The organism is Neobacillus sp. DFD-2R, from assembly GCF_057747865.1.
Genome location: NZ_CM173228.1, coordinates 3,744,383 through 3,764,872 on the forward strand (window position 1 = coordinate 3,744,383; position 20,490 = coordinate 3,764,872).

The 20,490-nt window shown below is 37.8% G+C and carries 22 protein-coding genes; 4 read left to right on the top strand and 18 right to left on the bottom strand.

Annotated features, from left to right (window positions below; all coding sequences use genetic code 11):
- Positions 1-23 precede the first annotated feature (23 nt).
- The 10 genes from AC3ANV_RS18710 to AC3ANV_RS18755 form a co-directional block, all read right to left on the bottom strand.
- Positions 24-905 (bottom strand): glycosyltransferase family 2 protein, encoded by an 882-nt coding sequence (locus AC3ANV_RS18710; protein WP_488310189.1) that lies wholly within the window; start codon positions 903-905, stop codon positions 24-26.
- 1 nt (position 906) lies between these two features.
- Positions 907-2,229, bottom strand: coding sequence for a UDP-glucose dehydrogenase family protein (locus tag AC3ANV_RS18715; RefSeq protein WP_488310190.1), 1,323 nt, complete (start codon positions 2,227-2,229; stop codon positions 907-909).
- Complete coding sequence (locus AC3ANV_RS18720; RefSeq protein ID WP_488310191.1) at positions 2,226-3,050, bottom strand: glycosyltransferase family 2 protein; 825 nt, start codon at positions 3,048-3,050, stop codon at positions 2,226-2,228. Before AC3ANV_RS18720 ends, AC3ANV_RS18715 begins: the two co-directional genes overlap by 4 nt.
- Before the next feature lie 150 nt (positions 3,051-3,200).
- Positions 3,201-4,367 (bottom strand): ABC transporter permease, encoded by a 1,167-nt coding sequence (locus AC3ANV_RS18725; RefSeq protein WP_488310192.1) that lies wholly within the window; start codon positions 4,365-4,367, stop codon positions 3,201-3,203.
- On the bottom strand, positions 4,345-5,055 hold the full coding sequence (locus AC3ANV_RS18730; RefSeq protein ID WP_488310193.1) for an ABC transporter ATP-binding protein: 711 nt from the start codon (positions 5,053-5,055) through the stop codon (positions 4,345-4,347). The genes AC3ANV_RS18725 and AC3ANV_RS18730 overlap by 23 nt, the downstream gene beginning before the upstream one ends.
- The gene (locus tag AC3ANV_RS18735) at positions 5,055-6,089 is read right to left on the bottom strand and encodes an efflux RND transporter periplasmic adaptor subunit (protein ID WP_488310194.1); all 1,035 of its coding nucleotides are present in this window, start codon (positions 6,087-6,089) and stop codon (positions 5,055-5,057) included. The genes AC3ANV_RS18730 and AC3ANV_RS18735 overlap by 1 nt, the downstream gene beginning before the upstream one ends.
- Positions 6,090-6,314: 225 nt before the next feature.
- On the bottom strand, positions 6,315-7,247 hold the full coding sequence (locus tag AC3ANV_RS18740; protein ID WP_488310195.1) for a C40 family peptidase: 933 nt from the start codon (positions 7,245-7,247) through the stop codon (positions 6,315-6,317).
- Positions 7,248-7,301: 54 nt separating this feature from the next.
- Positions 7,302-8,225 carry a S66 peptidase family protein gene (locus AC3ANV_RS18745; RefSeq protein ID WP_488310196.1) on the bottom strand — a complete coding sequence of 308 codons (924 nt, stop codon included), beginning with the start codon at positions 8,223-8,225 and terminating at the stop codon, positions 7,302-7,304.
- A 184-nt stretch (positions 8,226-8,409) separates the two neighbouring features.
- Positions 8,410-9,000 (bottom strand): ATP-dependent Clp endopeptidase proteolytic subunit ClpP, encoded by a 591-nt coding sequence (clpP, locus tag AC3ANV_RS18750; RefSeq protein WP_488310197.1) that lies wholly within the window; start codon positions 8,998-9,000, stop codon positions 8,410-8,412.
- A gap of 30 nt (positions 9,001-9,030) precedes the next feature.
- The gene (locus AC3ANV_RS18755) at positions 9,031-9,753 is read right to left on the bottom strand and encodes a sigma-70 family RNA polymerase sigma factor (RefSeq protein ID WP_488310198.1); all 723 of its coding nucleotides are present in this window, start codon (positions 9,751-9,753) and stop codon (positions 9,031-9,033) included.
- A gap of 249 nt (positions 9,754-10,002) precedes the next feature.
- On the opposite strand from AC3ANV_RS18755, the gene AC3ANV_RS18760 reads away from it, so the two are divergent.
- Complete coding sequence (locus tag AC3ANV_RS18760) at positions 10,003-11,391, top strand: TerD family protein (RefSeq protein WP_488310199.1); 1,389 nt, start codon at positions 10,003-10,005, stop codon at positions 11,389-11,391.
- Positions 11,392-11,434: 43 nt separating this feature from the next.
- Here the strand turns inward: AC3ANV_RS18760 and selB are convergent, their stop codons facing one another.
- The 6 genes from selB to AC3ANV_RS18790 form a co-directional block, all read right to left on the bottom strand.
- Positions 11,435-13,315, bottom strand: coding sequence for a selenocysteine-specific translation elongation factor (gene selB, locus AC3ANV_RS18765; RefSeq protein WP_488310200.1), 1,881 nt, complete (start codon positions 13,313-13,315; stop codon positions 11,435-11,437).
- Between the two features lie 71 nt (positions 13,316-13,386).
- Positions 13,387-14,184, bottom strand: coding sequence for a type II pantothenate kinase (gene coaW / locus AC3ANV_RS18770; RefSeq protein WP_488310201.1), 798 nt, complete (start codon positions 14,182-14,184; stop codon positions 13,387-13,389).
- A 332-nt stretch (positions 14,185-14,516) separates the two neighbouring features.
- Entirely contained in the window at positions 14,517-14,744 is a 228-nt protein-coding gene (locus AC3ANV_RS18775; protein ID WP_488310202.1) for a hypothetical protein, read from the bottom strand.
- Positions 14,744-15,064 (bottom strand): YbjQ family protein, encoded by a 321-nt coding sequence (locus AC3ANV_RS18780; protein WP_488310203.1) that lies wholly within the window; start codon positions 15,062-15,064, stop codon positions 14,744-14,746. Before AC3ANV_RS18780 ends, AC3ANV_RS18775 begins: the two co-directional genes overlap by 1 nt.
- 311 nt (positions 15,065-15,375) lie before the next feature.
- Positions 15,376-15,885: a hypothetical protein gene (locus AC3ANV_RS18785; RefSeq protein WP_488310204.1), complete on the bottom strand. Its 510-nt coding sequence runs from the start codon at positions 15,883-15,885 to the stop codon at positions 15,376-15,378.
- The gene (locus tag AC3ANV_RS18790) at positions 15,872-16,366 is read right to left on the bottom strand and encodes a hypothetical protein (RefSeq protein WP_488310205.1); all 495 of its coding nucleotides are present in this window, start codon (positions 16,364-16,366) and stop codon (positions 15,872-15,874) included. The genes AC3ANV_RS18785 and AC3ANV_RS18790 overlap by 14 nt, the downstream gene beginning before the upstream one ends.
- Before the next feature lie 232 nt (positions 16,367-16,598).
- Between AC3ANV_RS18790 and AC3ANV_RS18795 the strand changes: the two genes are divergently transcribed.
- On the top strand, positions 16,599-17,903 hold the full coding sequence (locus AC3ANV_RS18795) for an Nramp family divalent metal transporter (RefSeq protein ID WP_488310206.1): 1,305 nt from the start codon (positions 16,599-16,601) through the stop codon (positions 17,901-17,903).
- A gap of 78 nt (positions 17,904-17,981) precedes the next feature.
- Here the strand turns inward: AC3ANV_RS18795 and AC3ANV_RS18800 are convergent, their stop codons facing one another.
- Positions 17,982-18,434, bottom strand: a complete 453-nt coding sequence (locus AC3ANV_RS18800; protein ID WP_488310207.1) for a GNAT family N-acetyltransferase — start codon at positions 18,432-18,434, stop codon at positions 17,982-17,984.
- A gap of 109 nt (positions 18,435-18,543) precedes the next feature.
- Here AC3ANV_RS18800 and AC3ANV_RS18805 point away from each other — a divergent pair, with 109 nt between their 5' ends.
- Complete coding sequence (locus tag AC3ANV_RS18805; RefSeq protein ID WP_488310208.1) at positions 18,544-19,224, top strand: hypothetical protein; 681 nt, start codon at positions 18,544-18,546, stop codon at positions 19,222-19,224.
- Positions 19,225-19,363: 139 nt separating this feature from the next.
- On the opposite strand, the gene AC3ANV_RS18810 is transcribed toward AC3ANV_RS18805, so the two are convergent.
- Positions 19,364-19,684, bottom strand: coding sequence for a hypothetical protein (locus AC3ANV_RS18810; protein ID WP_488310209.1), 321 nt, complete (start codon positions 19,682-19,684; stop codon positions 19,364-19,366).
- Between the two features lie 369 nt (positions 19,685-20,053).
- On the opposite strand from AC3ANV_RS18810, the gene AC3ANV_RS18815 reads away from it, so the two are divergent.
- Entirely contained in the window at positions 20,054-20,395 is a 342-nt protein-coding gene (locus AC3ANV_RS18815; RefSeq protein ID WP_488310210.1) for a DUF3889 domain-containing protein, read from the top strand.
- The last annotated feature ends 95 nt before the right edge of the window (positions 20,396-20,490 follow it).

The following is a 20,490-nucleotide window of genomic DNA, read 5'->3' on the forward strand; positions in this document are numbered from 1 at the left end:
AATGGTTACATAGAACCAGTCAACTACAACATATTTGAGATATAGTGCTTCAACATTTTTAGTTTGAGTGTTTTTGGTGTTTTTTGCCCTAAAAAATCAAGATTTTTCATCATTTGTTTCCTAACATCCTTCAGAAGATTTGCTTTTACAAATCTTTTTAGAATACGATCAATGTCAGGATATCTTTCAAGAAGAATTTGTTTAGATGTATTTCTCAGCTGCTCTTTTTCCGGTCCAAAGGAGGTACCGCCAATATGGTGGATATACGCTTCCTTTGCAACAACAAGCTTAAAACCTTTTTGTCTGGCTCTCATGCACCAGTCAGTTTCCTCACCGTATCCTCTTTTAAAGACCGCTGCATCGAATAGCCCTACTGAATTTAATGCTTTCCTCTTAATATATAGACAAAAGCCGATTAAAAGCGGGGCTTCAACATAACCCTGATGGTTAGATTTAGTAAATGCTTCCGATAATTCTTCAAAAGTAAATAAATCATTAATTAGCGAATTGCTTGTTGGAGTTCCTGAAATAATCCCGTAATTACTCATAGGATTCACAGCAGCGATTGTTTCATCCCGGTAAGCAACATCCTTTAAGATAGTTAACCACGATTTTGTCACTAATGTATCACTGTTGATAACAATTACGTCATTTTCGCTTACAGAAAAACCATTATTCACATTACCGGGGAATCCTAGATTTTTTTCATTTTGAATCATGATAATATTGGAATATTTATTAGCATAGAAATTTATTAATTCTTGTATTCGATAGTCCGGACTACAATCATCAAGGAGAAATAAATTAAATGAATCCTTGTCTGTATTTTGTAAGATACTTACAATACAATTTCGTGTTTCTTCATATGAATTATAAATAGGTAACAAAATATCTACTTTTCCCATACTACCGTCTCCCGACTGGAAAATAATTGAACAACTGTCGAACAATTTTATTATCAGCATGTAAATTTCGTAAATCAAAAATGTAATTATCTTTCATTAAGCTTTTCACCTTCGTAAGGGATATGTCACGAAATTGATGCCACTCGGTTACAAAAACTGCAGCATCCGCATTTTTAATTGCTTCATATTCATCTTCACAGTATGTTAAGGATTGAGCAAATCCTTTTAGACGCCACTTTGCTTCTTTCATACCTTGAGGACAATATGCCTTTATTTTGGCTCCGCTTTCGACTAAGCCCCTAATAATATCAATACTCGGAGCATCACGCATATCGTCCGTTTCCGGTTTAAAGGATAATCCCAAAATCGCAACGGTTTTGCCATTCACACCGTCCATTGTTCTTACCATTTTTTCAACCATACGTGACTTTTGTTTCTGATTGGCCTCAATTGCCCCTTGAATCACCTTTAATTCTTCCCCATACTTTTTGGCAATCTCGACGATGGCATTTGTATCCTTCGGAAAACAGGATCCCCCATAGCCTGGACCGGCTTGTAAAAATCTCGGAGAAATACGCTCATCCATTCCCATTGCAAGAGCAATTTTCTGGACATTGGCATCCACTTTTTCAGCTAAAAGTGCGATTTCATTAATAAAGGAGATTTTCACTGCCAAAAAGGAGTTTGCCGCATATTTAATCATCTCGGCAGTGGGGATATCTGTGAAGACAAAAGGAGTTTCATTTTGATATAGGACTTCATACACTTGTTTCATGATTCCGGCTGCACGTTCACTTTCACAGCCAATTACGACGCGATCAGGGCTTAAACAGTCAGAAACAGCTTTCCCTTCGCGTAAAAATTCCGGGTTGGAAACAACATCAAAAGAATATTCTTGGTTTCTCTCATTAAAAACAGTTTGAATCGTTTCTCTTACCAGCTCTCCTGTTCCTATTGGTACGGTTGATTTATTTACAACTACTTTATAGCCATCCATAAACTTTCCGATATTCTTCGCGACATCAATTACATAAGATAAATCAGCACTTCCATCCTCTTTCGGCGGTGTGCCGACCGCAATAAAAATAACATCACAATTCCGGACGGTATACTCTATATCAGCTGTAAACGTTAATCGTCCTTCCTTAACATTCCGATCCATGAATTCTTTTAATCCCGGTTCATAAATGGGGACGATTCCATTATTTAATAAATCTATTTTATCTTTCGCAACATCCATACAAATGACCTGCTGACCAAACTCAACAAGGATGACACCCTGTACAAGACCAACATATCCTGTTCCAACTACGCCTATCTTCATACCCTATCCCTCTCATTAAAAACTTTATCAACCACTTTATAAAATAAATATTTTGAGTAATGTTTTGTTGAATTGAATCTTATGCCTTTTTGACTATCTGAGTGATATAAAACCTTATTGTAGAGGGATTTATTTATCAAATGGGATTCTTTTAATTCCGGATACTTCTTAAAAAACTGCTTAAGAGCTTCTATTTCACTAACTTTACTGCTAATGCTGTCCGTTTGAATTTCAACCTTTACCAGTACCTCGTCAAGATGATGTACGAGATATTTTTTAGAAACCCTTAAGCAGAAATCCCAGTCCTGATACCTCTTTAAATTTTCATCAAATAAATTATTTTCTGCTACTTCCTTTTTCATAAAAATGGTTTGTGTGCTAATAAAATTCCCCCGCCCCAGCAGGTGGTGCATTTCTTCAGGTTCAATTTTACGATTAGGTACAAAACCACGGGAATTATTTATGAGGTTAAGGCTGCAAAAACACATATCCACTTCAGGGTTTTCCACCATATATTGAAGCTGTTTTTCCAGCTTAGTGGGTAACCAAAGATCATCGCTGTCCTGAAAAGCAATGTAGTTTCCTTTTGCCATTAAAATCCCTGTATTTCTTGCCCCATTTGCCCCTTTAAGACGTTCATTGCGTATATATTTTAATCTGTCACTATGAAATGACTCGACAACTTCCTGTGTATTATCTGTTGAAAAATCATCAACAATAATAATTTCCTTTGGAGAAACAGTCTGATCAAGGACGCTTTTTATCGATTTATATAAAAGATTAGCTCTATTATAGGTTGGAATAATGACTGAAACATCCATTAAAACACTTCCTTTCTCATTAACATTTTTATCATGCAAACTTGGTTGAAATACATGTTAATGATAACATCATTCAGGAGATCACGGTTTCCAAGCACATGATGTTTCGCTTGGAAACCCCTTCTCCCTTGAACAAAACGCTACAGCTAACTATTCATAGCGAAGTGCTTGAATAGGGTTTAATTTCGAAGCTTTATTAGCCGGGAATACCCCAAAAACAACACCTACAACAACTGAAAATAAAAACGACATGACGATCACAGATGTTGAGTAGGTTACCGTTAAGCTTAATGCTGAGGATAAAACTTTTCCTAGACCAATTCCTAATAGAATCCCGATAATTCCACCCATCGAGCTCAAAACGGCAGCTTCAATTAAAAATTGCAGCAGAACATCTCGCCTTTTAGCACCAATTGCCTTTCTAATCCCAATTTCTTTTGTTCTTTCTGAAACGGAAACGAGCATGATATTCATAATTCCGATTCCGCCAACAAGTAATGAAATACCTGCGATTCCCCCAAGCATCATTGTCATCGTATTGGAAACGGAACTCAACGTATCCATTAAATCTTTCTGATTAACAACCGTATAGGAATCACTTTTGTTTGGAAACAAGGACGCCATTTCCATTTCAACCTCGGTCATGACGAAATCCATTTGTTGTTCACTTTTACCCTGAAGGTACACTTGATTAATATTGGTTGTTTTTACTAAGCGTTCTCCTGTACTCAGTGGGACGATAACCACATCATCACCACTTGAACCAAGCGAGCTTCCTTTCGATGCCAAAACACCAACTACTTTGAAAGAAGTACCATTAACCTGGATATATTGGCCGACAGGGTTATCGGTTCCAAAAAACGTTTCAGCTGTATTGGCACCGAGAACAGCTATCTTCTGTCGGTATTCGATATCAAGGTCCGTTAAAAAACGCCCTTGACTAACCTTGGTATCCCGAACAGATGAATAAGCCGCATTCGTAGCAGTTAAGGAAACTTGAGAAGATGTCCGATCCTTTTTGACATTAACACGACCTGAGACGACCGGGGAAATGGCTTTCACGCCATTTAATTTGCTTAGCTTAGCAATCTTATCTTCTGTTAACGCTAAGTCGGTCCCAAAGGTATTCACCGTTAATAGGTTTGTCCCTAATTGATTGATTTGGCTTGTTACATTCGAGGCAGAACCCTGGGCCATCGATACCAAAACAATAACCGAGGATACACCGATAATAATCCCCAGCATCGTTAAGACTGAACGAAGCTTATTGCTTTTAATACTGCGGAGCGCCATTTTAATAGATTGAAAAATGCCCAATCAGCTCACCCCCATTCTCTAACAATTGACCGTCCTGGATGCTGACCATTCGCGTTGCTTGCTTCGCAATCGCTAAATCATGAGTAATTAAGATGATGGTATGACCTAATTCATTTAGCTCTTTCATAACCTCAAGGATTTCCTTGCTAGTTTTGCTGTCTAAAGCACCGGTAGGTTCGTCAGCCAGGAGAATCGCGGGATTACCAACAAGTGCTCTTGCGATTGCTACCCGTTGCTGCTGACCCCCTGAAAGCTGGGAAGGCAAGTGACCGGCACGTTCCGCCAAGCCAACTTTTTTAAGACCTTCCAGAGCCATTTCCCTACGGGCTTTGGCTGATACCCCACCATATAAAAGTGGTAGCTCCACATTCTCAAGTGCGGTTAATTTTGTTAATAGGTTAAAATTTTGAAAAATAAATCCTATTTTTTGATTTCGAATTGTTGCTAATTGGTTATCACTCATTTTTCCAATGTCTTTCCCATCTAGCAGATACTCACCTGATTCTGGCCGATCAAGGCAGCCAATCATGTTCATTAATGTCGATTTCCCCGACCCTGAAGGACCGATAATTGCTAAAAATTCGCCTTTTTTTATTTCAAGAGAAACATTATTTAATGCATGAACGGTTTCACCGCCCAGCTTATAGGTTTTCATAAGGTTTTTGATTTGTATAATTGGTGTTCTCATTAGTTTCCACTCCTTCTACTAGCTGAGGCGCTAGATGAACTATTTCCACCTCCATTTCGGAACTGTCGGTTCATGCCACCGCCCAAACCTCCAAAGCCACCAAATCCACCTTGCATCATTTTGGCATTTGTTGAGGAATTTCCGATGACAAGATTAGGTAAGCGAACAGTTTCTCCTTCTGTTAAGCCTTCCGTAATTTCTACATAATCTTCATTGGCAAGCCCTGTTTTTACAAACTTACGTGAATTTGCACCCCATTTATTACCTTTGTTATTTTGATTGTTTTGATTGTTTTGGCTGGTTTGGTTATTCTGGTCTGCATTAGTGACCATAACAAATTTTTGACCATTCATCGTGTGGACTGCATCCACCGGTACAAATAGAGCATTATCCTTACTTGCTGTTAAAATACTAGATTCCGTACTCATTCCTACTTTCAAGCCTGTAGGTTTGTCAATATGAATGGTAACATCAAAAGTCGAAACACCGTTTGTAGATGTACCTTCATTTGCAATTGCAGTTACTGCTCCAGTGAATGTTTGGTCAGGAAGAGCATTTACCTTGATGCTGACTGTTTGTCCAATACTAATTTTTGGAATATCGAGTTCATCGACTTGAGCCACTGTCTGTAAATCATTGTAATTGGTTAAATGAGCGACTGCTTGTCCGATCGAAACCCTTTCTCCTGCTTGAACAGCAATTGTGGTAATAACACCATCTGCAGGTGCCGTAATCGGATCACTGCCATCGGTAAATGTAATTAGGCTTTCTCCTTTTTTAACTGTCTCACCGGCAGAAACTAAAACTTCTGAAATACTGTTATTATTGATTGTAGACTTAATATCCTCTGTGGTAACTGGTTGAACCGTACCAGATCCACTAACTTTTACTTCAAATTTACCTTTTTGAACAACCGCAGTTCGAGCTTGCGTTGTTGCTCCCTGTTGCGCAGCACTCGTTTTCGATCCATACCATTGATAGCCGACAAAACCTACTACAATGACAATAATGATAGTAAAAATCCATTTCTTCATCTGCACTTTCTCCCTTTCTGACTCTGGCTTTTCAGTAAATTGGCCATCCATTAAAAATTTTTGTGCAACAAGAGTATTATTATTTTCTTTCCTTAACTTTTCCTTAATAAAATTAAGGCACCTTAAAAATCACCGTGTTCACTAATATTTTTTTCGAAAAATTAAAAGGACTAACTTTGGGAAATTCCGCCCTAATCAGCCCTTTTCTTGTTAATATTCGAATTATCAATAATTTCTCCCTTCACTCTCTACCCAATAACGCCTGACAGAACAAATTTCACGTTCATAAACTGTCCCTGCTAATGGAATAATCTCAATCGACTTGCCTGTTTTCGGTGCATGCAACATTCGCCCATTCCCATAATAAATTCCGACGTGGTGAACCCTTCCTTTCCCCTCTTCATGGGCGAAAAATATCAAATCTCCTGGCATAATATCTGACAAGTTAACCTTGAAGCCTGAATTGGCTTGATCCCTGGCATCCCGTGGAATCAGATAACCATTAGCTTTGTACACCATGTAGCAGAAGCCTGAACAATCAAAACCGTAGCTGCTTACCCCTCCCCATAAGTATGGTAAATGAAGAAATTGTTCTCCTGTGGATACAAGGTTAATCCCATTTCCTCTTAAAATTTCTCCAGTTGAATTAAATACAACCACATCAACTAAATCCAACACGCCAGTGCCCGTTGGTGTTTTAACGTACACTTTCCCATCATGTTCATTTAAAAATGGCAAGTTAGTCTGAAAGGATAATTCCATCAGAAACTGAAGTGATTCAGTGAATAAATTTGCTTTTGGACTTGTAACGACAGCTATTGGCCGTTTTTGAAATCTCCACTCTTCAGCACAACAAACCAATTGGGATTTAGGTACCCAACCGGGATAGCCGCGTTCGTCCTTTGAAGTCGGTTGATCAGGAATAATGATTTGGGCCCAATTATCCTTTTCTTCGATGAGCAAAACTTCTTGTCCGAATAACACTTGAGTTTGAACAAGGTTTTGTTCAAATAGGTCAAGTCTGGTTTGATAGTTCAACCCCGCTAACCAAGACTCAATATGGGCTGGATTGGAAACGGCATCCATGTCTATATCTCGTGCCGAATTATACGAAGTCCAAACAGTCGCAACCGGGACATTTACAAGCCATCTATCCAATAAAAATTCCCCCCTCAAAATTTCCCCGAAAACCAAGTGCTTCTAAGGTGATTTTTAAATAATCCCATTCTCGACAACCATTTTTTTTTCAAAAGTATTCATTGTCGCAGGTACACCAAGCGGTACTGAAAAATGCGGATTACTGTGGCCGATCAAAAATCCTTTTAATGCAGGTTTATTGGCGAGCTTAACATAATGGAGGATTATTTCCTCTAATGATAAAGATAAACCTTTTTTTGGCGTGCAATCACAAAAGTCTCCAACTAGAATTCCATTTACCTCATCAAGCTTCCCTGCCATATAAAGCTGATTCAGCATCCGATCCACAGCTCGAGGTTCTTCGCCGATGTCCTCAATCAATAACAGCTTTCCTTTTGTATCGATTTCATATGGGGTGCCAAGCGTGCTAACTAAAAGAGACAAGTTACCTCCAACAAGAGGACCGGTTGCCACACCCTCCACCAATGTTTCCAGCGCTGCAATTTCCTCTGAATAAGTCAAAATGGTTTGTTCGAATAATTGTTTAAACCCCTCTTTTGATAAAGGGTGTGTATCTACTTGACCAATATCTGATCCAAGCATTGGACCGTGGAAAGTCACGAGGCCGGTCTTTTGGCGGATTGAGGTATGTAAAAAAGTAATATCACTGTAGCCCCAAAAAATTTTTGGGTTGGATTTGATTATTTCATAGTCAATATTCGCTGCTATCCTACCTGTTCCGTATCCTCCGCATGCACAGATGATAGCTTTTACCTCCGGGTCTTCGAACATTTCATGTAAATCTTCGAGTCTCTCATGATCAGATCCAGCTAAATAGCCATTTGCTCCGGCGACATTTTTGCCCATTTTAACGTTTAGATCTAATCCTTGTAAAAAAACAATCCCGCGTTCAAGATTTTCTTGATTTGGCGGACTGGCCGGAGAGATCACACCAACAGTATCCCCCGGTTGCAGACGCTTCGGTTTAATTATCCTCATAAATTCCCCTCCAAAATAATCTCCTATTACCACTCTATGTTTGTTGGACAATAGTAATGTTCAATCAATTAAACCTCCATAAAAAAAGAAGCCGGACCATGTGATCAAGCTTCTTTTTTGAATTAGTACTCTTTTTATTAAGGCTCTTTTCGTAAACTTTGTTGCTTTTGAAGCTTAATAAAGTTCATTTACTAAGTTTCGGATAAAGAATCTCATCTATGATCCCGTAATCCTTTGCTTCTTCTGCGCTCATAAAATAATCCCGATCTGTATCCTTCGCAACTTTATCAAAAGCCTGCCCTGTTCGATCGGCAATGATTTGATTAATATGCTCCCTTAATTTTAGAATTCTTCGTGCGGATATTTCGATTTCAGTCGCCTGTCCCCGTGCTCCGCCCAATGGTTGATGAATCATGATTTCACTATTCGGCAGGGCATACCTTTTTCCTTTTGTTCCTGCTAACAGTAACATGGCCCCGAATGATGCAGCCATTCCAGTGCAAATGGTTCTAATATCAGGCTTAATGTATTGCATCGTATCAAAAATAGCAAATCCTGCAGAAGTAGATCCTCCCGGGCTATTAATATAGAGAGAAATTTCTTTATCCGGTGCATCCGCTGCTAAAAATAGTAATTGGGCAACAACGCTGTTTGCCACATGATCATTGATTTCATCACCAATAATAATAATTCGGTCTTTTAAAAGCCGGGAATAAATATCATACGAACGTTCACCGCGATTTGATTGTTCAATAACATACGGAATTGTACTCATTCAAAAATCCTCCTAAATAGCGATATTTGGCTATGCTGCCATACAGAGAGTGCTTGAAGGAGAGTGAGTTTTAATTGATGGTAAATTCCCAATGACAAGCTTTGGACCCACAGCAACGCTTTTTAATGAAGGAATACAATCAATCAGCACAGTCGGGTCTTGGTCTTTTAACACATCATAAAAAAGTGCCGTTAGCTGCTCTCGTTCTTCATCATCCCGGAAATACTCAACAGAAACGGTTTTCTCCTCTCGATTATTTTTTTCCAGGCGTTTTTTTGCACGATGTAAATTCGATTTGACAGCCATTTCTGTATTGCCTAAAATGTCTGCAATTTCCTTCGTCTGATATTGAAACGCTTCTTTTAGCAAGAAAATGACAGCTTGCTTTGGTGTTAGATTCTTTAGTAATAGCTCAACGGTATTTTTAATTCCATCAAGCTGATTAATTGACATATTACTTGCTAATTCAAAATCTGTTTCAATTCGTTCATTTTTTCTTTTACGAAGGATATCGATCCAATGATTGTAGGCAATCTTATTCAATAAAGCTGAGGTCAATTTTTGCTGATGAAGATCATATTTTTTTGCTTTAAGAAATGCTTCTTGTGCAATATCGTCTCCATCCCATTTATTTTGGGTAAGAAAGTGACAATATCGCTGTAACTTTGGATAATATTCCATCCATAAGGAATCCTCAGACCTTTCTTCCTGCTGAATGCTATCTGTGGTTTGCCGGCTAAGTTTGTAAGACATTATGTTCACTCCTTTAGCAACTCTCTACCCTTTAAACGTTTAAGAAGGATAAAAAGATACGGTCTCATTAAATTTTTAATTTTTTAAATAATATATTGATTTAAATATATATGCTTTAATGAAACTTTTCATCTGGATATCCGTACTGTTTACTAGTTGATATACTTCTTAAACCATCTAGAAATTTTTCCCTTTTATAAAATAGATTTATAATAAGTATACGCAGAAAAAAATGAGGAGTGAAAAAACGTGGGTGTAACACTTAGTAAAGGGCAAAAAGTGGATTTAACCAAATCCCACCCCGGCCTGAAAAACGTCGTGGTCGGATTAGGATGGAATGTGAGTAATCTTGGTTCTAATTTTGATTTAGATGCCTCCGCCTTTCTTTTAGGTGAGACCGGGAAGGTTCAAAGTGATTTGGATTTTGTCTTTTATAACAACCCTTCAGGGGGAAATGGCTCTATTTTATACAGCGGTGACAATCGTGTCGGTTCAGGAGTCCGTGATGATGAACAAATTAGAATTGACTTAAATCGAGTTCCTTCTCATATCCACAGGATTGCCTTTACGATTACGATTCATGAGGCGCAACTGAAACGGCAAAATTTCGGACAAGTATCTGATTCCTATGTGCGTATTTTCAATGAAGGGACCAATGAAGAGCTGATAAGATTCAACCTTGGAAGAGATTTTACGATTGAAACAGCAATCGTGGCAGCAGAACTTTATCGGCATAATGGGGAATGGAAATTTAATGCGATTGCCAGCGGCTTCCAGGGTGGATTAGCAGCTCTATGCCGTAACTTCGGGGTAACAGTGGATGATGTCCCTGCCAATGGTTCAACAAACACGCCTATGCATCAGCAGCAATCACAAACTACCTATAATCCATACCCACAAGACCAACCATATTCGCAGCCGCCTGTCACAACTTATCAGCAGCCTGCCTATGGTTATCCATCACAAACCTATCCATCCACACCGAACGCAACACGTACATATGGAGGGGAAGACATTATTTGTCCACGCTGCCATTCTTCTAATGTCCGAACAGGTCAAAAGGGCTTTGGTCTCGGAAAAGCAGCCATTGGCGGCTTGATTCTGGGGCCGGTTGGGTTACTGGGCGGTTTTATTGGAAAAAATCAACTAAAGTTTACCTGTAACAGTTGTGGAAATTCCTGGTCTCCATCGCAAACGGATTATGCTGAATGGGCAAACAATCAAAAAAGGAGAGCACAAGAATTATTTCACCGATATAAAGGCCAAGATACATTAGAGGCAGTGGTGGCCGGCTGTGCCTTAGTTTCAATGGCTGATGGCTATTTGGATGCATCTGAACACCAAAAGATGCTTGAATTTGTTAACCATAGTGAAGAATTGCGGGTATTTGACTCTCAAAAAGTGATCCAGAAATTTAATATGTTTGTATCCCGAATTGAACATGATCCGATGACGGGCCGTGCCGAAGCCTTTAGAGCTCTTGGAAAAATGAGAACTAAGCCTGAGATGGCAAGATTAATTGCCCGTTATTGCGTTGCAATCGGTTATGCTGATGGCAATTTCGACCCGGGTGAAAAGCAAATGGTTAGCGATATTTGTCGTGAACTTGGCTTGAACCCGGCTGAATTTCTTTCTTAACAAAATAAAACCTCAATCCGAACCAAGGATTGAGGTTTTTCTATTATTGCCAAACACGTTTATTTTCCACACGTTTTGTAAGGCCAAGTTCATCCAATCGTTCTAAAAATGGTATCATGTATTTTCGCGAGAGGTCAAGGGTTACTTTTGCTGCTCCGACTTCAAACTCTGCTTCCGTATAACGACGGAGTTTTTCGACTGCTGCCTTAAATACCTCGCCATGATAGGCAAACTGTTCGTCTAACATCACGATTAGCTTTTGGTCTTCGAGAAACCGTTTTAAGTCGGCCTCAAGATTTCCGGGAATGCCCGCTAGAGAAAAATAATCCTTTAAATATCGAACTTTCAGGGCGTCCGCGTTGATATTTTCAAGCATATTTTCAGTCCGCTTTTGCCAGTTTTTCGGAACATGAGGAAAAAAGTCCGCCAAAGAAACAAATTGCTCTTTTCGTTTAAAAGTTCCTAAAGAAATTCCGTTTTCAACCACATAATCAAGCAGTGGTTTAGGAAATCTCTTTTGCATTGTTTGTAAAAGTTCTGCTTTATTAATTCCCGTTTTCATCGGATACAATTGATGAAATCCCTGCAAACGGTCATAAATGTCTTCTTCAATCGACTGAATCAGCACTTGCAGTGTATATTCTTTAGTATTATATAAAACAAAATCATCTTCCACTAAATGCTCTTTTAAGGTAACTTCATCAAGTGCTGTCCGCTTAATCAACTCATTAAGCGGCAGGCTTTTAGCTTCAATTAACGCGGCAGTAAGACGTTCCTTCGGTGCCCCTGCCTTCTTCTTCTCGAGTTCTTCAATCGTCTGTTGGCCAAAGCGATATTTATTCCCGCGTGGATCTATCACCCAGCCGCCGCCAATCGTTTCTTGCGGACTTGGTCGCCTTAAAATAAAACGGTCGCCGCGTTTCGTGAGGATTTCTTCCTCAAGTCTAAGCTGACAAAGAATTTCGCCATTTTCTTCTTTAAGTTCATTGCGGTCAAAGAAAACGATACGCCCCATTACCTCTGCTGTTCCGATATGGAGTTTTATTGGCGTCCGCTGTTTGACCATATGATCTAAATCCCCCACAACACGAAGGGATACATCCAAAGTCTTTGTTACGATAAAATGCTCCGACGAAACAAGAACATCCCCCCGTTCCAAGTCCTCTTTTGAAACCCCTGAAAGATTAATTGCCGTTCGCTGTCCTGCATAGGCTTTTTGTGCAGATTTTTGATGAACCTGAATTTGCCGGGCACGAACTTCGAGACCATTTGGCATTATTTTAAGTAATTGTCCTTCTTCAACCGTTCCCTCATAAACGGTACCGCGAACTACTGTACCCTGCCCCTTCACCGTAAATACCTGATCAATCGGCAAACGAAAAGCACCTTTGGCATCCCGCATCTCTTGTTCTTTCAAGGTCTTAATGATTAAATTTTTGATTTCATCAATTCCTTTATGTGAAAGGCTATCAACCGGCACAAAAGGAGCATTCTCAAAGACAGTCCCAGTTAACTCTTCTAAAATATCACCCTTGACCAGTTCAATAAATTCCTCATCCACTCGGTCAATTTTTGTTATGCCAATCAAACCGTTTTTTACCCCTAAAAATTTAAGGATATCCAAGTGCTCCCTTGTTTGCGGCATAACACCTTCATCCGCTGCAACGACCAATACAACCAAGTCAATTCCGGCTACACCGGCAATCATTTGCCTGATAAAGCGTTCATGCCCTGGTACATCAATAACAGAAATTTGAATTTCATGATCTTCATATAAAGGAGCAAACCCGAGCTCAATCGAGATTTGTCGTTCTTTTTCTTCCTTTAAACGGTCAGTATCAACATTGGTTAGCGCTTTTGTTAAGGACGTTTTCCCATGATCGATATGTCCTGCCATTCCTATGGTAAAATATCTTTTTTCCAAGTTTGCCACCTGCTTTATCGGTTTTCCATTTAACTGTAGCTTGAATGGCTTGAATGTTCAAGCTAACATTTTTAGACAGAAAAATAGGCACCGGCAGCGCCGCAGTATTCACCATTATGTAAAAACAAAGAAGATAAGCCGAACATTCCGGTATATAACTCAAGGTTTTTCCTTAATGAAGGATTGTCAACCAATGTACTTCCAATATAAACCACCTTATTTATTTTGTGGATAGCTCCTGCCTGTAATGTAAGTAATACTACCGTCTCAGCAATCATATTCGAAAGAGACGCCATCCGGTCGGAATCCATATGCTTCACTTTTGTTCCTTTGGCAAAATTGGCTGCGGTTAAATTTCCATCAATTGGCGGTTCGTCAGATTCATAAATATCGCGAACAAGTAAATCAATGTTCCCTTTTTCCCCTTCATTCGCGAGGAATGTCAGCTGATGATACTCATCTTCATCCGTTAATAAGGCACCCAGTCCGGTGAATGTTCCTCCGCCTACCCCGCTGCCAAGAATCCGTTCATACTTATCATCATTAACCACATGCCATGACGTACCAGTTCCAATGTTTACAAGTAAAAATGGATGATCAAATTTATTGTTTTCCTCGAGTAAGAATAAACGTGCACCTTCACAAGTTGCTTTGAATTCAGGAATGATGATGCCCTCTGGAAAATATTTTTTCTGAATGAAATGAGACTTCCCTCCTGTTAAAGCAACGGTTACATTAGGGGCAACTAGTTTGAACCACGAAATAGCGCTATCCAACTCTTCAATCGAAAATTTTTTATAATGCATCTGATGGTTTTCCTGATAAACAATCTTTATTAAAGAACCCCCAGCATCAATTCCAGCTTTCATTAATTACACTCCTTCATTTAAAATCCGGGTTTCCTTATGTATTTGACAGACAGCTATTTTTTCCTGCCTATCTTTTCACGATTCCTCCACATTCGCAACGTACAGGGAGTTTACCGAAGTCCACTAGCCGCTGGGCGCTCCTCGAAAAAGCTATCGCTTTTTCTTCGTGCGATGCAAATGCTGCCGAAGCTTTCCTTATGGAGCTGGATTCAGATAACTTTTTCAAGTTATCCACACCAAATTATTTTATAGTTTCCTAAAAGATAAAAAAGCCGCGTTTTTGTATAAAAATCGCGGCTTTCTAAAGTATTTTAATTTCTCTGCATTTGTAATTATTTTTCTTTTCTATAAAAGCGTTCACCCGTATCAGGATTATAATACACCCTTGTTTTTTCGCCAGTCACAGGGTCAATATTTATTTCCTCTGTCGATTGAAATCCATCGGGCACTTTTACACCGTGATTACGATTAAACCGTTTGTCATAGATAAAGTATCCAAGTAAAATGCATAAGATAATTATAAAAATTTCTAAGACATAAAAACCTATGACGAAATTCATTATATTGTCTCCACAACAACAGCAGTTCCATATGCTACAATTTCACTCATATTTTTACCGATTTCACCAGAATCATATCTCATCATTACAATTGCGTTTGCACCCATTTGATTGGCATTTTTAATCATACGGTCCAAAGCTTCTTTTCTTGAATCTTCAAGCATAGCTGTATATTGCTTGATTTCTCCGCCTACAAGGGACTTTAACCCTGCCATAATATCGCCGCCAAGCCCTCTGCTTCTTACAATTAGACCAAATACAGGTCCTTTTATTTTTACTATTTTGTAACCTTCAATTTTTTCTGTGGTAACTACCAACACATTAATCGCCTCCATTACATATTAAACAATATAATAATTATTTTTTCTGCAAATATTCCCCTTTTTCAAGTACAAAAATACTACATAAGATTACGTTTATCCTGCTAAATAATCAGAAATTCACTTATTTGCCACGGAGTATATTTAGAATAAACATAAAAAACCCCATTTCGTCGAAAAGAAATGGGGTAAATTTTTTCAGTGTTACTATCTGCTGATTTAATTGTTATTTGTGAGAAAATTTATAATGCTTACATATTTTTTTCCTCTTAAAAATGAATTTTTTTTCCTCACAAGTGTACCCGTTAAAATTATCCTTCTGTTTTTTTTGTTTGCGGCAAATTCTTTTTTATCAATTTAAAAAATAAGATAAATGTGCTTTGAACAACAAGATACACACAAACTGAGTAAATAATGCTATAGCCGTTTTTATAATGAAACACGCCCATTTTATTGTTCACCCATTCAATGATAACGGAAAAAAGAGTGAATAAGGAAATAAACAAGATGAGAAAACGATTACTTATTTTTAGCTTTTGATAGAGTAATAAGAAAATGTAGCCAAATGGCGGATATAAGAAATAAACGACAACATCCATTACAGTATAGGCAGGACCGTCCATGATATCATAAAAATCAAATGGCGCTACCCCAAAGGAGTTATCTAATAAACCCGCAGCCGTCAAACTAAAAAGGAAGATGAGTACAGTAACTTGCTTTGAAAAAATTTTAGGCAAAAAGAAATATAAAGTCCAGGATGCAAGTACGGCACCAATGACAAAAAAATCATTCAAGCCAAAGCCTTTTTCAGTCCACATCATCCGCTGTTTTCACCTCTGGACCTACCCTTTCCAAACTCCTAAACCACCTCAACGCAACCATGGCAAAGCCCAAAAAGATAAGATAGTATAAAATTGTAAAGAAAAGGTTCCATTTTTGAAAAACAAACATATTTGAGGTCAATCCGATTTTATCAAGAATTAGGATGATAACACTGTAAATGAAAATAGAAAATACTTTCTTTTTCAAAGGCTGGTTAAAAATCAGCAAGGTAAAATATGAAATAAAAAATGGAATAAAGACACTGCGAAAAAAAAGGAAGGCAACATATAATTTAGGATTTGTTGTTGTTTTGATCCATTTGAAGGTTTCAAACAGACCCAGATAGGTGTGGGTATTAATGAGACAGGATAATAGGATTAAAAAAGAAACTTCGCGAATGGAACCCCAGGATTTTTTTCGATTAAAAATAAATAATCCCATCATCGTCCAGCTAATGATGAAATAAAAGGTAATTACCATGGAATCCCCTCTCATGAAACTCATCCTAAGCTTTATCATCTCCTTTTTATGAAATAAATTACACATTCATTCTTATTTTAAAAAATAAATTCCAAATTTTTTAAGCAAAAATGTACACAAATATTCAAAAATTTAATATAATAATCTTATAAATTTGCATTAAGGAAACATTTATTGACGAACGAACAAAGCTTGCTTATACGAAAATAACAGCAAAAAAGGATGGTGTCTTATGAGCCAAGCGAATTCAATGGCTGTTGAAAGGTCTAGAGCAACAGAACACCGGACAGTTTCGGCGGCAAGAGATGCCATTAATGGGAAAGTTAAAGGCATCCGTGCGCTACTTCCGTTTCTCGGACCTGCATTTATTGCCTCAATTGCATATATAGATCCTGGAAATTTTGCAACTAACATTCAAAGTGGAGCCCGTTTCGGCTATAAAATGCTTTGGGTGATCGTTTTAGCCAATTTGATGGCAATGCTTCTTCAAAACATGTCTGCTAAACTCGGAATTGCAACAGGAAAAAGCCTACCGGAGGTATGCAGAGATAATATGCCGAAAGGGCTCACTATCACGATGTGGGTGGTATCAGAGCTGGCGGCGATGGCCACTGATCTAGCCGAATTTTTAGGGGCAACACTCGCCTTAAATTTACTTGCCGGCATACCGATGTTGTATGCCACAATTATTACCGGCATCGTTACCTATCTGATTTTAATGTTAGAAAAATTCGGATTCCGGCCGTTAGAAAAATTCATTGCGGCATTCGCAATACTAATCGGCTTATGTTATTTGGTCGAAACAGTCCTTTCAAAGCCAAATTTTTCATTAGTCGCATATCACAGTGTCGTACCATGGCTTGGAAATAGTGAAAGCATTTTGCTGGCAGTCGGCGTTATCGGAGCAACTGTTATGCCACATGCCATCTATTTGCACTCAAGCTTAACTCAAGGGCGGATCATTCCACGTAATGATATGGAAAAAATCAAAATTCAAAAATTTAGTACAAAAGAGATTCTGATTGCCATGACACTCGCCGGTTTCGTCAATTTATCGATGATGTATATGGCTGCATCAGTTTTCAACTCATCAGGTCACAGTCAAATTGCAGATATTACATCTGCCTATCATACACTAACACCGCTGCTTGGCTCTGCCGCAGCTAGTGTATTCTTGATTTCCCTGCTTGCATCAGGAGTTTCAAGCTCAGTAGTAGGAACGATGGCGGGGCAAGTTATTATGCAAGGATTTGTCGGTTTCACGATTCCATTATGGATTCGCCGCTTGGTTACGATGCTTCCTACTGTTATCATCGTCGCAATGGGTGTCGACCCAACCCGGACACTGGTTATCAGCCAAGTGGTTCTCAGTATCGTGTTACCCTTCCCGGTCATAGCGTTAATCTATTTCACCCAAAAAAGAGACTTAATGGGTGTACTGGTCAATAAGCGGATGACAACTGTTACCTCCACCCTATTTGCCATCTTAATACTAGGTTTAAATATCTGGTTAATTATCCAAACGTTCTTTGGATAATAGACCCCTAACCACAGTTTTTGTATCGGACTGTGGAATTTTTTTTGAGGAATTTGATTCAATTTTTGGGTATTATTTTTATCTTCTTTTTTCAAAAAGACTAATAAATAAGCCCGGCACGACCTCCATGTCACGAACTAATTGAAAGCCATTTTTGAAGTATAGCCTCTTGGCGGGAAGATTGTCCTTTCCTGTTGATACTTTTAGAACCGGCAATTCAGGATGAATTTCTTCCAATACACTCAACAATTTTTTTGCGATTCCTTTGCGAAAATGGTTGGGGTGAACGAACATGCGGCAAATCGTGAGCTCCTCTTCATCGATTGTATAGGCAAGTGCACCTGTTAGTTCTTTCCCTTCAAAATAGCCCAGAAAGGTTTCATCGCACTCCATTAGTTCCTCCAAGGACTCTTTAAGTGGCGGAATACCAAAAAAACCAATTAAACTTGCTTCAACGAGATAGGATGCCTTTTGCAGCTCATACAATACTTGAACTAACCGTTTATTTTGAAAATCTATTATGTTAATCATGTTCAATATTCCCCTTTGATAATTACAAACATTTGAATCAGTCTTTTTCAATAAGAACATAATAAATGCTAATATGAAGCACAGGTTTAGGAGAACTGGAGTTGTTAATTTGAAAAAGCTGTTATCATTTGTTTTAAGGATACTGTCATTAATTGCCATTGTAATCATAACACTAGCCTTTTATGTATTAATAGGGGTTGTTCAAGAAAAGCTCTTTGTACCAAAAGAATATTTAATATGGATTTTTAAATATCCTGTTTCGAGGTTGGTATTTATATATGAATTGTTTATAGCATTGGGGTTTTTCTACCTATTTAATAAGGGCTTTAGGGAGGCTGTTATTTTCAAGCGACATCGAATATCAAGCCTTACCGCTTTTGTAATATTAAATATACTTCTTTTATATACTTTATTCACTGATGTTACTGTTATCACAAATAAAAAGATAATCGACTATTCATTTCTTTCGCCCCAGGGCAAGAAACACAGTTACCATGATGTCGTAAGGATTAACACAGGGGTGTATGGGAAGAAACTATACTTACCCTTTACACACTCCAAAGGTGATTTTTTTTACGTTATCGAATTAAATGACGGAACTATAATTGATTTAACAGAAATGGGCGGAGCAAAAAATGATATCGACGAACGTTTTATCATTGAGAAACTTGATAAACAATTTGTCAATATGGGTATACCTAAGAAGGCAAGTATAGCTAATTTCGAGTACAATACCTTAGGTAAAATTTATAAGGATAAGATACGAAATATATTACAAAATACCAAATGAAACCCAAAATCCTTTTATTTTAAACTGAGAAAAATTATCACCCAAAAACTACAAGGCATTTTTTTCCCTAAAATAAAAATAACCCTTATGGCAGAAAAACAAGTTTTTCTCCTACAAGGGGTCTTCCTAACTTATAGCCCTAAATAAACATGGTTCCTGCAACAAAAAAGCTAAAAAGTGAGCCAAGTATTAAACCCGAAGCAGCAAAAAACATTAATATTACGCCGTGGACCTGACTTTTCTCACTATATGTCATAAAGCCCATTAAGAAGGCTATTCCCCCGAATAAAATCGGCATAAATAGAAAGGAAATAATGCTGAAAAACCACCCTAAAACAACATAGATAATTCCATTCTTTTTGTTTGAAGCTGTTTCTTCATATATCCCGGTAACACTTCCACAGCTTTGACAAATATTAGATTTTGCTACTTCGTAAGATCCACTTTGAGAATTGTCCATTTCATCCCCTCCATTTTATTTTCATTTCAATAAAAACTGAAAGTAATAAAATCAACATGAAGTGTTGTCAAGAGGTTTTTAAAAAATTAAAATCCCCTCCAATCACATTTATTTTCCCAGCGAAATACAACGCAAGAAATAATGAATTCATAATACAAATAAGTTGAGGATAATCGTAATTAATGTTAAGAATGAATACTCGTAATATATAGAATATTATAAAAATTTATAATCAGACTAACATAATTTCCTGAAAATTCAATTAATACACACCAAAAACCTCCAGACTTTTATTTAGATAAATTACATTTATACATAAGTTATTGCTTGCAATGTCATGATAATAACAAAAACAAAGAGGGTTCTAATGTGAGAAAGCGATTAATTAGTTTATCTGTACTATTTGTTCTTTGCTTAAATTGTTTTAATTCAATAATTCTATTAAAGACGGCATATGCTCAACAGAAACCGATACCTTCCTATGCAAAGTGGGGTACTTTAGCAACGAAGATGACTCAAGAAAAATATCCGAATGCCCGAATCATTGATTACCTTCATATCGGAAGAATAAGCGGCCCAAATTCTTCAACAGAAAGATTTAAATTATGGTTAAAAGATAACAGAAAAGAATTCGGTGTATTCGTAAATATTGAATTTAACAAAGAAACTGAAAAAGTCATTAAAGTTACTTTTACGGAGACAGCTAAATAAAGCTTTTCGACTATTTACACCTTCTTATTAAAGCCATTAAAAAAGGAAAGTGGTGTTTAAACAATACCACTTCCCTTTCAACAGCTCTTGCACTT

What these genes read in the sequence shown, in the direction of transcription:
- AC3ANV_RS18710 (WP_488310189.1), bottom strand. Translation starts at nt 905, where the DNA reads ATGGGAAAAGTAGATATTTTGTTACCTATTTATAATTCATATGAAGAA.
- AC3ANV_RS18715 (WP_488310190.1), bottom strand. Translation starts at nt 2,229, where the DNA reads ATGAAGATAGGCGTAGTTGGAACAGGATATGTTGGTCTTGTACAGGGT.
- AC3ANV_RS18720 (WP_488310191.1), bottom strand. Translation starts at nt 3,050, where the DNA reads ATGGATGTTTCAGTCATTATTCCAACCTATAATAGAGCTAATCTTTTA.
- AC3ANV_RS18730 (WP_488310193.1), bottom strand. Translation starts at nt 5,055, where the DNA reads ATGAGAACACCAATTATACAAATCAAAAACCTTATGAAAACCTATAAG.
- AC3ANV_RS18735 (WP_488310194.1), bottom strand. Translation starts at nt 6,089, where the DNA reads ATGAAGAAATGGATTTTTACTATCATTATTGTCATTGTAGTAGGTTTT.
- AC3ANV_RS18745 (WP_488310196.1), bottom strand. Translation starts at nt 8,225, where the DNA reads ATGAGGATAATTAAACCGAAGCGTCTGCAACCGGGGGATACTGTTGGT.
- clpP (WP_488310197.1), bottom strand. Translation starts at nt 9,000, where the DNA reads ATGAGTACAATTCCGTATGTTATTGAACAATCAAATCGCGGTGAACGT.
- AC3ANV_RS18755 (WP_488310198.1), bottom strand. Translation starts at nt 9,753, where the DNA reads ATGTCTTACAAACTTAGCCGGCAAACCACAGATAGCATTCAGCAGGAA.
- coaW (WP_488310201.1), bottom strand. Translation starts at nt 14,184, where the DNA reads ATGAAAGCTGGAATTGATGCTGGGGGTTCTTTAATAAAGATTGTTTAT.
- AC3ANV_RS18775 (WP_488310202.1), bottom strand. Translation starts at nt 14,744, where the DNA reads ATGAATTTCGTCATAGGTTTTTATGTCTTAGAAATTTTTATAATTATC.
- AC3ANV_RS18785 (WP_488310204.1), bottom strand. Translation starts at nt 15,885, where the DNA reads ATGATGTGGACTGAAAAAGGCTTTGGCTTGAATGATTTTTTTGTCATT.
- AC3ANV_RS18790 (WP_488310205.1), bottom strand. Translation starts at nt 16,366, where the DNA reads ATGGTAATTACCTTTTATTTCATCATTAGCTGGACGATGATGGGATTA.
- AC3ANV_RS18795 (WP_488310206.1), top strand. Translation starts at nt 16,599, where the DNA reads ATGAGCCAAGCGAATTCAATGGCTGTTGAAAGGTCTAGAGCAACAGAA.
- AC3ANV_RS18800 (WP_488310207.1), bottom strand. Translation starts at nt 18,434, where the DNA reads ATGATTAACATAATAGATTTTCAAAATAAACGGTTAGTTCAAGTATTG.
- AC3ANV_RS18810 (WP_488310209.1), bottom strand. Translation starts at nt 19,684, where the DNA reads ATGGACAATTCTCAAAGTGGATCTTACGAAGTAGCAAAATCTAATATT.